10 protein-coding genes are annotated in these 12,665 nt (G+C 54.6%); 7 read left to right on the forward strand and 3 right to left on the reverse strand.

Annotated features, from left to right (window positions below):
- Positions 1–139: 139 nt before the first annotated feature.
- The 5 genes from GTO89_RS11755 (at position 140) to GTO89_RS11775 (ending at position 5,843) form a co-directional block, all read left to right on the forward strand.
- Complete coding sequence (locus GTO89_RS11755) at positions 140–2,086, forward strand: HlyD family efflux transporter periplasmic adaptor subunit (protein WP_161262285.1); 1,947 nt, start codon at positions 140–142, stop codon at positions 2,084–2,086.
- 2 nt (positions 2,087–2,088) lie between these two features.
- On the forward strand, positions 2,089–2,808 hold the full coding sequence (locus GTO89_RS11760) for an ABC transporter ATP-binding protein (protein WP_161262286.1): 720 nt from the start codon (positions 2,089–2,091) through the stop codon (positions 2,806–2,808).
- A gap of 1 nt (position 2,809) precedes the next feature.
- The gene (locus tag GTO89_RS11765) at positions 2,810–4,027 is read left to right on the forward strand and encodes an ABC transporter permease (RefSeq protein WP_161262287.1); all 1,218 of its coding nucleotides are present in this window, start codon (positions 2,810–2,812) and stop codon (positions 4,025–4,027) included.
- Between the two features lie 262 nt (positions 4,028–4,289).
- Positions 4,290–5,336, forward strand: a complete 1,047-nt coding sequence (locus GTO89_RS11770; protein WP_161262288.1) for a PocR ligand-binding domain-containing protein — start codon at positions 4,290–4,292, stop codon at positions 5,334–5,336.
- Between the two features lie 33 nt (positions 5,337–5,369).
- Complete coding sequence (locus GTO89_RS11775; protein WP_161262289.1) at positions 5,370–5,843, forward strand: chemotaxis protein CheW; 474 nt, start codon at positions 5,370–5,372, stop codon at positions 5,841–5,843.
- 126 nt (positions 5,844–5,969) lie between these two features.
- Here the strand turns inward: GTO89_RS11775 and GTO89_RS11780 are convergent, their stop codons facing one another.
- Complete coding sequence (locus GTO89_RS11780) at positions 5,970–7,949, reverse strand: methyl-accepting chemotaxis protein (RefSeq protein WP_161262290.1); 1,980 nt, start codon at positions 7,947–7,949, stop codon at positions 5,970–5,972.
- A gap of 371 nt (positions 7,950–8,320) precedes the next feature.
- Here GTO89_RS11780 and GTO89_RS11785 point away from each other — a divergent pair, with 371 nt between their 5' ends.
- Both GTO89_RS11785 and GTO89_RS11790 read left to right on the forward strand, forming a co-directional pair.
- Positions 8,321–10,042 (forward strand): putative bifunctional diguanylate cyclase/phosphodiesterase, encoded by a 1,722-nt coding sequence (locus GTO89_RS11785; RefSeq protein ID WP_161262291.1) that lies wholly within the window; start codon positions 8,321–8,323, stop codon positions 10,040–10,042.
- 244 nt (positions 10,043–10,286) lie between these two features.
- A complete protein-coding gene (locus tag GTO89_RS11790) occupies positions 10,287–11,498 on the forward strand; it encodes an MFS transporter (protein WP_204758235.1) in 1,212 nt (403 codons plus the stop codon).
- Here GTO89_RS11790 and GTO89_RS11795 read toward each other — a convergent pair.
- A complete protein-coding gene (locus tag GTO89_RS11795) occupies positions 11,495–12,283 on the reverse strand; it encodes an EcsC family protein (RefSeq protein ID WP_161262293.1) in 789 nt (262 codons plus the stop codon). The two genes, GTO89_RS11790 and GTO89_RS11795, sit on opposite strands and share 4 nt — an antisense overlap.
- Before the next feature lie 179 nt (positions 12,284–12,462).
- Positions 12,463–12,665: hypothetical protein (locus GTO89_RS17180; RefSeq protein ID WP_207708926.1), on the reverse strand; the 203-nt coding region annotated here is incomplete at its 5' end.

Consider the following 12,665-nt stretch of genomic DNA (forward strand, 5'->3'; position numbering starts at 1 on the left):
CAGCGATGGTGGAAGCTAGATATTTTTCCGCAAAGACATCGCTGGTCGTTGATTGCACCGAATAGTACAATTGCATTGTGTCGATAGGTCTTACAATATATCACAGGAAATCGCAAGTACAGTAAGGAGCAATGTCGTGATGTCGAAGCCGAGGCAAAAGGCGATCGCTGCCGCTTTGGCCGTGATCGTTCTCACCGGAGCCGGATACGGTTACTATGCCCGCGAATCCGCTGCGCGGGAAAATGCGCAAGCCGTTCAGTACAGCGCCGTTGAGCGGGGTGACGTAACCGAAACCGTGTCCGCCTCCGGAACGATTCAGACGCCCCAGCAGATCAAACTGAGCTTCACTTCCGGAGGCGGTCGCCTCACCTCTGTGTCCGTCAAGGTGGGCGACCGTGTCGAGGCCGGACAGGTTGTCGCCACCCTGGACGACGCGAACGCCCGCGCCCAGATGGCCAGCGCCGAGGCGAACGTGTCTTCCGCCCAGGCGAAGCTCCAGCAGACCCGCCATGGCGCCACTGCAGAGGCGATCGCGGTTCAACAAGCCAATGTGGACAAGGCGAAAGCCGCCTGGGACGGCGCCATACAGGCCTATGAAAACCAACAGGTGCTCTACAATGACCGCAGCGCCGCCCAGCAGGCCGTCGTCAACGCCCAAAACCAAGTCGATACGACGGCGATTCAACTGCGGAACGCCCAGGCCGGGCTGGACTCCGCCAAAGCCAAGCTGACCGCCGCCCAGGCCGGTCCGACTGACGCCACATTGAACGCCGCCCGCATCGCCGTCGATGTGGCGGAACGGCAGCAATCCATCGCCGAGGAACAACTGGACAACGCGCGCAACCAGTTGAATGACGCCTACGGGATGCCAGGCCCCGTCGGGCCTGACGGCTTGCCGACCACCAACACCGCTGCCATTCATCAGGCCGAGTCGGCCTACAACCAGGCCCAATCCTCCTACAACCAGTCCAAAGTCAGCCTCGCTAACGCGCAAAAGCAATTGGCTGATCTGCAAGCCGGACCAGACAAGAATGTCCTCGCCCAGATGGAGGCGGCTGTCAACCAGGCTCAGGCAACGGCCGATCAGGCCCAGGCCAGCCACAATGCAGCCAAACAGGCGTTGACATATGGGCAACAAAACTATGAAAACCGCAATCAGGCCAAGGCTCAACTGGATCAGGTAAAAAACAGCCTGGATCAAGCGGAAGCCGCCTACCATGCGACTGTGGCCCAGATGAATCAGACCCTGGCGCCGCCGGACAGCGCGGCGATCACCGCCGCCCAGGCGACCGTTGCCCAAGCGGTGGCGTCCCTTCGCCAGCAACAAGTGGCGCTGAATAACTTGAAACTGACGGCGCCCATCGACGCCATCGTCGCCCAGGTGAACGGCAACGTCGGTGAACTTCCCGCCGCTGCATCGCCCCTCGTCGTTCTCAACGACGCCAACGGCGACAACCTGCAGGTGATGGCGCAGATCAGCCAGAGCGATGTGGGGAAAATCCAGGGGGGGCAGGCGGCAACCTTTACCGTGTCGACCTACCCGGAGAAAACCTTTACCGGCAATGTGCTTATGGTCTATCCGGAAGCCACCACTACCAATGGCGTCACCAGCTACAATGTGCAACTCACTGTAGACAACCGGGAAGGTCTCCTCAAACCGGGCATGACTACCAGCGCCACCATCACGACGGGAACCCGCCAGAATGTCATCTTCGTTCCTGCCCAGGCGCTGAAAGAGCAAAACGGCGTCACCGGCGTCTATGTCGCACCCGACAGTGTTGCAGGCGCGCAAGGGACGAAGAGCGAAGGAACGGCCCAACCGGAGCAGGCGGCTCAAACTGCGCCGTCGGGAAACGCCGCCGGCGCCACAAACGCCCGCACAGCGAAAAGCGCGGCGCCGGTCTTCCGTCCTGTCGTCACGGGCCTCTTTTCCACCGACCGTGTTGAGATCGTCTCCGGCCTCAGCGAAGGTGAGCGTTACACCCTCTCCATCGCATCGACCGAGAAAAAAGCATCGACCAGCCCCTTTAACTTCGGCGCGCCGAAGGCCGGCGCTGGCGCCGTCAAAACCGGGGGAGGGAAGTAACCATGAACCCGGTCATCTCACTCCAGGACATTGAAAAACACTACCGGATCGGCGACCAGGAGATCCGGGCATTGCGCGGTGTCAGCCTGGAGATCCATGAGGGTGAGTTTGTCGCCATCATGGGCCCCTCCGGCTCAGGCAAATCGACGATGATGAATGTCATCGGCTGCCTGGACAAGCCGTCACAAGGGGAATACTACCTGGACGGTCAAGCGGTCTCCAAGGCCTCTGACGACGAGTTGGCCCACATCCGCAACCACAAGATCGGCTTTATCTTCCAGAGCTTCAACCTGCTGGCCCGTACGGAAGCCGTGGAGAATGTGGAACTGCCCATGCTCTACGCCGGCGTCAACGCCAAAGAGCGGCGCCGGCGGGCGCTGGCTGCGTTGGAAGCGGTTGGCCTCGCCAACCGGATTCACAACAAACCGAACGAACTCTCGGGCGGTCAGCAACAGCGGGTCTCCATCGCCCGCGCCCTCGCCAACGACCCGGTCATCCTGTTGGCCGACGAGCCGACGGGCGCCTTGGATTCCAAGACAACCACCGAGATCCTGAGCATCTTTCAGCAACTGAATGACGCCGGCAAAACGATCATCGTCGTCACCCACGAGGTGGAAGTGGCTGAACATGCCAAGCGGGTTGTTCGGTTCCTTGACGGACAGATCATTGAAGACAGCCCTGTCGTCCAACGGCGATTGGCCAGCGGCGGGGAGGTGGCCTAGCGTGAATATCAGCGAGACGCTTCGCCTGGCTTTTCGCAGTGTCAAGGTCAACAAAATGCGCTCTTTCTTGACAGCGCTGGGGATCATCATCGGCGTTTCTGCTGTGATCACCCTCGTCGCCATTGGTCAAGGCGCATCGAGCAGCATTACTGATCAGATCCAGGGCCTTGGCAGCAACCTCTTGATCGTCACTCCCGGCCAAGCCTCCCAGGGCGGCGTTCGCATGGGCGCCGGCACCTTGAACACCCTGACGCCGGAGGATGTCAACGCCATCGCCAAGGTCCGCACCGTGTCCGCCGTCGCCCCGAGCGTGACCAAACAGGCGCAACTGGTCTACCGCAACCAGAACATGGCCGCCTCGGTAGAGGGAACCAGCGCCGACTACCCCCGCGTCCGCACCATTGATCTCCAGGCGGGACGATTTTTCAACAAATACGAAGCCCAGGGGCAGGCCAATGTGGCCATCGTCGGCGCGAACGTGGTGGAAAACCTTTTCGGAGATCACAGTGCCAACGTGATCGGCCAGAAAATCGAGATCAAGCAGATTCCCTTCACCATCGTCGGCGTCCTGGCGAGCCAGGGCGGCGCCGGTATGACCAACAACGACGACAAGGTCTTCGTCCCCGTGACGACGGCCATGAACCGTCTCTTCGGACTGACCAAGGTCAACACCATCTATGTGTCCGCTCAATCGACCGATGCCATCGACCAGGCCCAGGCCGATGTGACCTCAACCCTGCGCATCCAGCACAACCTCTCGGCCAAAGAGGACAACGATTTCTCCATCACCTCTCAGGCGCAGATCCTCAACACCGCCCAGGGGATCACCGGCATCATGACCTCCCTGCTGGCCGGCATCGCCGCCATCTCCCTGATCGTCGGCGGCATCGGCATCATGAACATCATGCTCGTGTCAGTGACAGAACGCACCCGTGAGATCGGCATCCGCAAAGCCATCGGCGCTACCCGCGGCGTCATCCTCCGCCAGTTTCTCATCGAGTCCATCGTCCTCAGCCTCGCCGGCGGCATCATCGGCATCCTCATCGGCGTCGGCGGTTCCCAATTGATCGGCAGTATCACCGCCCTGACGACCAAAGTAACCCTCACGCCGGTGCTTTTTTCCTTCTTTTTCTCCATGCTCGTCGGTGTCGTCTTTGGCGTGTACCCGGCCCGGAAGGCGGCGAGTCTGAATCCGATCGATGCATTGCGGTATGAGTAGGGAAGACTTTACGTAACCATATGCCCTGTTCTCAATATGAGGGCAGGGCATTCAAACATTTAAAAGAGGTATCGATAGTGTAGATTTTGGTTGAAAAGCATTGATAGATAATTTATGATATTGTCATAACATTCACAAATGCGTTTACTTAGGCAGAAATTTTCGCGGTTTCTTTTGCGGTGAGACGTAGTGGTTATCTCTAAGATACGTAAAAGACGTAAGGTCGTGATGCTGTAATTTATTGTAAGGTGGGGAAGTTGACATGAAGGAATTAAAACATTCAACAGAAGACTTCAACGATTTAAGCAAGGTAAAGATTAGCGAAGTAATCGACATTGATTTTTTGCAAAAGTTTCAAGATGATTTTGCCACTGGCATCGGATTGGCGAGCGTTACCGTTGATTTGGAAGGAAAGCCGGTCACTGAGCCAAGCCGGTATACTCGTTTTTGTATGGATTTTACCCATTCCACGGAGGTCGGAGATAAACGATGCGCTGAATCGCACCGCAAAGGTGGAGAAGAGGCTGCGAGAACGGGAAAGCCCTATATCTACGAATGCCATGCCGGTTTGATTGATTTTGCCGTCCCTATCATGCTGGAAGGCAGACAAATCGGCACGATCTTGGGTGGACAGATTCTCTCCCATTCGCCGGAGTTGGACAAATACGAGAGGATCGCCAAGGAAATCGGCGTGAAGTCAGAATCTTATGTTGAAGCTGTCAAAGAAGTGAAAACACTGACCGTTGAACGAATTGAAGCAGCCGCGAACGTCTTATGGACGGTGGCGAACAATATGACAAAGACATGGTATGACCAACACAAACTGGGTGGTATGGCGCGGATGTTGAACGACAATATCACCCAGATGTCGGCGACGATGGAGCAAATGACTGCCTCCGCCTCAGAAGTGAGCGACAATCAAGTAAAGCTGAACGAGGAAATTCAATCGGTGAGCAGTTTGACGGAAAAAATCGACGAGGTTATTGATTTTATCAAAGAAATAGCCGATGAAACACGGCTTCTGGGATTAAATGCCGCCATTGAAGCTGCCAAGGCGGGAGATGCAGGGCTCGGCTTCGGTGTCGTCGCTCAAGAGATCCGCAAACTGTCGAATGATTCCAAGCAAACAGTCAATCGGATTAAGGAATTTACATTGGAGATAAAAAAAACTGTCGCCCATACGGTCAAGATGGGAAACGCTACGACAACGGCAACACAACAACAAGCAGCTGCCATCGAAGAAGTGACCGCGAATCTCCAAGACATTACATCCCTTTCCGATAGCCTTGAGACGCTGGCCTCAAACTAACGATTACTTTATTGTGCGAAGAAGGTGAAGCAGATGGCGGTTTCTCAGTTAGTAACCTTCGAGTTATGCGAAGAGGAATTTGCAATTGACATTGAGGTCGTGAACGGAATTGTCAAGCGTAAAAACTACACCATTGTCAAGCTTCCCATCGCGTCGAACGGCCTGGAAGGACTCATCAATCTCCGGGGCAAGGCTGTCCCCGTTTACAATACGAGGAAACGGTTTCACTACCAGGATTCCCATGTGAACGAAGATAGCAAAATTATTGTGCTGAACTATAACGGATCCCTCGTCGGTTTTATTGTTGATGATGTGACAGATATTTTTAAGTTGAGAGATGAGGATTTTGAACCGATTCCCCAAAGCATCACTCATAATTGTGAAGGCTATATCAAGGGCGTTGGGAAAAATAATGATCAAATCATTATCATCCTCGATTTAATCAAAGCATTGTCTGACACGGAGAAGAAACAACTTCAATCCCTTCCCGGCGCGACGATAGCCTAAAAAGTTTTTGAATGGCAGAGCCTATGAATATCTGAACAAAAACGAAATCAAAAAGCGTCCGGTCTCTCATGGCCGAACGCTTTTTCCGTTTAAATTCAGATGCAAAATTTGAACGCTGGCAGGGGACTAGATATGAAACCGCTGCACCGACGCCTGCAACTGTTCGGCAAGGCGGGCCAAACTCTCACTGGAGACAGCGATCTGATCCATCGAAGCCGATTGCTCCTCTGTAGAGGCGGCGGCGTTCTGGGTTTGTCCCGTCGTATCGCGGACAATAGCCTGGATCCGCTCCATCTGGTTGACGATCTCCTGGCCGCCTGTTGAGACCTGTTGAACCGAGAGGGAGATCTCGCGGAACTGAGTTTCCACCCCGTCGATCAGGTTCTCGACGATGCCAAACTCCCGTCCAGCGGCTTGGGCGACTCTCGTTCCCGAATGAACCTCATTGATCCCGACAGACATGGCCTTTACGGAGGCTTCCGTCTCTTTTTGAATCGTGTGGATCAGCTTGATGATCTGCTGGGTCGACGACCTCGACTCCTCGGCCAATTTGCGCACCTCTTCCGCGACAACGGCGAAGCCCCGTCCCATGTCACCGGCATGGGCAGCTTCGATCGCCGCGTTGAGGGCGAGAAGATTCGTTTGCTCGGCGATGTTGCGGATCGCTTCGACGATGGCGTTGATCTCCTGGGAGCGCTCGTTCAATTTGGACACCATCTCGCCTGATTGGGTAACCGTGTTTTCGATCCGGTGCATCTGGTTGATGACTGCTTTTACCGCCCGGCTGCCTTTTTTGGCGGCGCCGGTTGATTTTTCCGCCGCCTCTTCCACTGCTTTTGCACGGTTGGCCACAGACTGAATCTCTTCGGCAACCGTGCTGGCGACGCTCGTCGTCGAGGACACGGAATTGAACTGTTCGTCGGCGCCTGTGGCGATGGCGCTGATCGATTCCGCCACCTGGTTGGCCGCTGCCGAGGACTGCTGTGCGCTGGCCGTCAGTTCTTGGGCCGATGCGGCAACGGTTTGGGTTAGGTCGGAGACATCCCGCACAAGCCGCCGGAGGTGGTCCGCCATGGCGCAGAGGTGAAGGTTCAGCGACTGCATTTCCGTTGTCTTTGATTGATGCAACTGGCTGGCGTCGACAGAGAGATTGCCCTCAGAAACCGCTTTGAGCGCCGCAGAAAGTTTGCGAAGGAAGGCGGTAAAGTCGTTGGTGACGACGATGATGATCAGGGTCAGCAGGGCGACGGTGGTCAACCCAAGCATCACGTCGCGAGCAGCCAGCGCATCGATGGGAGCAAAGAGTTCTTTAACAGGAACAGAAGTGACAATCGACCAACCGGACGTTGGAAGGGGAAAGGAGGAATAGAATTTGTCAACACCTTGAAAGGTCCGCTGCGCAAATGTGGGCTCTCCGCTAAGAAACCCCTTTGTCGCCTCTGCCAGAGCGCCCCCCTCTACCTCATACAGGTTGTCGGTGTGTTTTAACGAAGGGTGGGAAATCATAAAGCCTTTTCTATCGATCACAACACAATAGCCGCTTTGTCCTACTGTGTTGTCACTGAGCAAAGCGGAGATGGCCTCCAAATCCAAGTCTGCCGATACAACGCCGATCATCTGGTTTCCGGTGGTGATCGGCTTGACGATGCTGACGACGGTTTTTTTCGTTTTTACATCGTCATAGAGGTCTGTGTAGCTGATTCCCTGCCGGTTGATGCCGGCTTGGTAAGCGGCCTGTTGCCGTGGGTCGAGACCGGGCGGGGGCGTCCAACCGGAGGCGCTTAAAAATCGCCCATCTGCATAGGTAACGGTCAGATCCACCATGCCAGGGTGGAGTTGGCGCAGTTTTTCCAAGTTTCGGCGCTGCTCTTCCGGGGTGATGCCGCTGCTGCCGTATGACTCAGCCAACGCGGAGACAATCGATTGTTTGTCCTGCAACCAACCTTCCAACTCGTGCTTGCTGTATTCCGTTGTCTTGGATACGGTCTGTTGAATCTGATGATGCAAGGCATCCTTGGCGCCCCAGTAGGAGGAGGCGCTGATCAGACAAATCCCGATGATCACAGGCAGTACAATAGATAATAGCAACCGTGTCCGTAGCCCCATAATCACTGCTCCTCTAAAACGTTCTTCATGAATAGATGCGTTCCTCCACTGGATGTCAGGATCCCGATCAGAGACAGAACGGTTCCACCACAATATATTGACATTTTTTACTCGAAGGTTCGACAAAAGATACCTAGAACCCTGCCTAAAAAAAAGGTATTTTAATAATCTATTGTATAGAATATTTGTAGGCTTTTTCGAACAAAAACATAGTCAAAACCTATTGTGTATGGTACGCTTTCAGTAGTCTTTTACGCTCCTTGTACTAGCCTTTTATTTGCCTTTTTTCCTTGCCGAGTCAGCCCTCTACCCCCCGTGTCGAGAGCGAAAAATCAGTGACAGATAAATACATCAGCAGGGGGATGATCCGCATGATGGAAACGAAAGAGTGTAAGTGCAGCAGCGGTTGGCTTCCATTTGCGGAAGAAGAACTGCGGGCCATAGAAGAAAGCACCGTTGACGCTATTTTTTCTTGTTCGCTGGACGGAGTGATTACCCGGATTACACCCAGCGCATCCAGACGCAACGACACTTTGGAGCCTCTTTTGGGGCACTCGATCCACGAAGTCGTTCACCCGGAAGACTTGTCTGCTGTTAAGTCGTTTATCAGCAAGGTACAGCGCTTGGGCACGGTCCGGCCTGGTCCCGAATTTCGGTTGCGACAGCCCGATGGCGGATGGCGATGGTATAGCACCAACGCCGCTTTGGTTTGCGGCGTCGATGGAGAACCGCTCTACATCACTGGTGTAGCGAGGGATTTAAGTGAACAGAAAGAGACGGAAAAGCACCTAAAGCACCTGGCTACCCATGATTACCTGACCGGTATCCCCAACCGCTATCACTTTGATGGCGCCCTTTCCCGGGCGCGACGACTGGCCAAGGAAGGAACTGTCAGTTCTCTGCTGCTGATTGATGTCGATAAATTCAATCTCGTCAATGACCTGCTCGATTTTGACATGGGTGACCGTTTGCTTACCAACCTGTCGCGGCTGTTAAAGAGCCAGATCCATCGCGACGATGTGCTGGCGCGCCTGAGCGGTGATGAATTCGGCCTTCTTCTCCATGGTATCAGTGAAGCGGAAGCGGAACAGGTGGCGTTGAACCTCTGCCACATCGTCAAAGCTCGTGATCTTTGTCCTGTATTGGAAGGCTGTGACCTCCGTTTCACCGTTAGTATCGGCGTTGCCGAGATCAACGGTCACCAGGATGCCCGTCAGGTTTTAAGCCGGGCTGGCGCGGCCTTGCACCTGGCGAAAACAGCGGGGCGTAGTCAGGTCGTCGTTGCTTTTGCCAATGAGCGAATGTTTTCCCGCCTTGAAGAGACGAGTCGTTTGATACAAATCGTCCGCGGCGCTGACCGGGAGGGGCGTTTCCAACTCTTTTTTATGCCCGTCGTGCGTTGTTCCGATGGCGCGATCGAGCATTATGAGGCACTGTTGCGGTTGCGCGACGGAGCGGGAAAACTGATTTCACCGGCCACATTTATCCCTGTGGCAGAGAGTTTTGGATTGATGACCGACATTGAGCGTTGGGTTGTCACCGAAGCGATCCGGTTTTTAGAGAAGAATCCCCAGTTGCGTCTCTATGTCAATCTCTCTGGCGAAAGCCTCGGCGATAAAGAGGTCTTGAATTTTATCGAAGAGATGGTTCAGAACAAACCGGCGATCCACGGGCGGCTCGGCTTTGAAATCACGGAGACAGCGGCCATCCGGGATCTTATGTCGGCGGAACACTGGGTTCAGAAGCTGCGTGGCTTGGGCTGCCGTTTTGCCCTTGATGACTTTGGCAGCGGCTATTCCTCGATCGCCTATCTGAGCAAACTGCCGGTAGATTTTATCAAGATCGATGGTTCTTTCGTCCGTTCCATCGATCAGGACCCGGAACGCTGCGCCCTCGTCAAAGGGATCAATCAACTGGTCCATTCCCTCGGGAAGATGGCCATCGGCGAGTACGTGGAAAATGACCGCATCTGGCAACTCATCCGTGAGATCGGGATCGAGTATGGTCAGGGATTTTACCTGGGCGAACCCTCGCCGTTGTTGCAAGACAACCTATGCGAGTCCACCGTAACTAAAATGAGTCCTTCAAAATAAGGATTTATAGGGGCAACCCAAAAGACCCGCCGCTATCCGGGAGGATTACGGCGGGTCTTTCTCTTCATTCGCCCTCGCGTAGGGTGCTTGAAAAAGCTGTGCATGAAGGATCTTGAGCGGTGGAACAGAATAAAGGAAGGTATGGAACTGAAAGGGAGACGCCCATAATGGGGAACCGGCCACGATGGGGAACCACAGGGGACATCCCTCAACGTGAAGCCAACGACAGAATGGAGCAATGGTCATGAATCAAGGGGAAGCCTCGCGTCTCGTCGCGCCGTTATGGACAAAAAGCTTTATCTTCATCTGCCTGACAAACCTATTTATGTTTACCAGTTTCTATTTTCTGTTGCCTACGCTGCCCGTATTCGTCACCAGCGGTCTCGGCGGTGATGAGAGCAGCGTGGGTTACATCATCGGCATCCTGTCCCTAACGGCCGTCATGGTCCGCCCGCTTTCAGGCTACCTGCTGGACGCTGTGGGGCGAAAAAAGGTGCTCTTTTTGGCGCTGATCGCCTTCTGCCTGGCCACATCCGCCTACCATATCGTCGCCGGTTTGACAGCGCTGCTTTTATTGCGGGGCCTGCACGGCATGACTTGGGGATTTGCGACGACCGGCGCCGGCACGGTGGCCGCTGATGTGGTGCCAGCCCAGCGGCGGGGCGAGGGCCTCGGCTACTACGGTCTTTCCAACACACTGGCCATGGCCGCCGGTCCCAGCATGGGCCTCTTCGTTCTCGCTCAGGGAGGTTTTCCGGCCCTTTTTAGCGCTAGCCTCATTTTGGCTGTCCTGGCGTTGCTCAGTCTGCTCGGGGTGTCTTATGAGGACGCTTTTGATGGACGAGGCAACCGAAAGGGAGGCGGTTCAAAGGGGGATGCAAAAGAGGAGCCTCAAAAGCCCGGTCTATCACTGGTCAACCTATTTGAACCCTCGGTTTTTTCCCTATCTGCCGTCATGGGCTTTATCGCCATCGTCTACGGCGGCATTGTTTCCTTTATTACGCTGTTGGCAAAGGAGATCGGCGTGCCCAACGCCGGTATCTACTTCCTCATCTACGCCTTGACCCTGTTGGTCATCCGCCCTTGGGCTGGCCGCGCCTTCGATCGGCAGGGGCCGAAACGGATCATGATGATCGGTTTTATCAGCATGATTACGGCTTTTGTGCTGCTCTTTCTTGCCAAGGGTGTCGGATTATTTGTGCTTTCTGCTGTTTCCATGGGGGTCGGATTTGGTATCGTGCAACCCACCTTGATGGCGATGGCCATGAATCAGGTGCCGCCCTTCCGGCGGGGCGCCGCCAATGGCACGTTGATGAGCGCCTTCGACCTTGGGATTGGCTTCGGTTCCATCGCGCTTGGTTATGTTTCCAAACTGGCGGGTTTATCGGGGATGTATCTGGTCTGCGCGGTGATCATTGTGATTCCGGCGTTGCTGTTTTTCCGGTTTGCGCGTTAGTCGCCCCGTAATTCTTTGACCATCGGTTGCAGAAAACGCAGTTGAAAGGCCTTCTGCGCCATATCCCCGAGATCGCCGGCCAGCGAGTAGTTTGCCCAGGCGTTGACGGGAGCGCCGACAATGGGCAGGAAGCTGAGCAGTTTGCGTGTATCGATGCCGTCACGGTATTCCTTATAAAAACGCCGCCAATCAAAGTGGCTGCTTTCTGGGCTGCAAGCGGTCGCCGGCAGGCGATCCCAACGGCGGATGGTCTCGTAAATCTCACGCTGGACATCACCGGCGGCAAAGGCCAGCAAGAAGACATGGACAAGGTAATTTCGCTCCTGAGGGATGCGGGCGTCGTAACCGTACAGCCAGGCCATCTCTTGCAGCATCTTCAGCTTAATCGTGATCAGGGCAGGGAAGTCGACAGCGGCGAGAATCGCGCCGCCCATCCCCGTCCCTGCGCCTTCAATGGCGGCGATCTTTTTATATCTGTCGACAATGCGCTTCGCCTCATCGTCTCGTTGAGCCAGCGTTGCTGGACGCGGTTCTGATGAAGCGGGCAGCAGGGAGATGCCGGCGAGAAATCCTTTGACCACTGTTTCTAGAGCAACAGTGATGGCCTGATGCACTGATTCTGGGATCAGGCCATCCACTTTTTGTTGAAATTTGCCTGTCAGCTTGTCAAAGAATCCTGTTTGCATTTCCCGTATCTCGCCATCCCAGCGAATCAGGGATGCTACGAGCCGTTTCGTGTATTCGTCTTGAAAGCGACTTTCTATTTTTACTGTTCTTTCGTTCATAAGCGAACCTCCGTTATGTTTTTCTGGATGGTTATCGCATGGTCCTTGTTCGAAATATCCACCATGCGAAAAAGCGATTCTCCTATTTTCTCCTATCAAACAACCTGTCTTCGGGCTTATGGTGGACAATGGTTATGCACAGGCCACAAGGATTCCATTCTAAGTATAAACGCTTTTCGTCAGTGGCAGGATCGAAAAAATACATTTTGGAAAAAATTGATGCTTGCCTTTGTTGATCCTTTATGCGATAATAGCAAACGTCGCCGCTGCAAGGCGATGAAAAAACAGGTTGACGAAGCAACGTATGACAATCGCTCGTCACCTTGACGGTCCTTGAAAATCGAACAGTTGCGAATCAAAAGCGTGCGAAACCAATCGATTC

Origin of the sequence: Heliomicrobium gestii (assembly GCF_009877435.1) — a bacterium.
GTDB classification, from domain to species: domain Bacteria; phylum Bacillota; class Desulfitobacteriia; order Heliobacteriales; family Heliobacteriaceae; genus Heliomicrobium; species Heliomicrobium gestii.

Coding starts and splice junctions, on each gene's coding strand:
- GTO89_RS11755 (WP_161262285.1), top strand. CDS start 140: ATGTCGAAGCCGAGGCAAAAGGCGATCGCTGCCGCTTTGGCCGTGATC.
- GTO89_RS11795 (WP_161262293.1), bottom strand. CDS start 12,283: ATGAACGAAAGAACAGTAAAAATAGAAAGTCGCTTTCAAGACGAATAC.
- GTO89_RS11780 (WP_161262290.1), bottom strand. CDS start 7,949: ATGGGGCTACGGACACGGTTGCTATTATCTATTGTACTGCCTGTGATC.
- GTO89_RS11770 (WP_161262288.1), top strand. CDS start 4,290: ATGAAGGAATTAAAACATTCAACAGAAGACTTCAACGATTTAAGCAAG.
- GTO89_RS11760 (WP_161262286.1), top strand. CDS start 2,089: ATGAACCCGGTCATCTCACTCCAGGACATTGAAAAACACTACCGGATC.
- GTO89_RS11790 (WP_204758235.1), top strand. CDS start 10,287: ATGAATCAAGGGGAAGCCTCGCGTCTCGTCGCGCCGTTATGGACAAAA.
- GTO89_RS11775 (WP_161262289.1), top strand. CDS start 5,370: ATGGCGGTTTCTCAGTTAGTAACCTTCGAGTTATGCGAAGAGGAATTT.
- GTO89_RS11785 (WP_161262291.1), top strand. CDS start 8,321: ATGATGGAAACGAAAGAGTGTAAGTGCAGCAGCGGTTGGCTTCCATTT.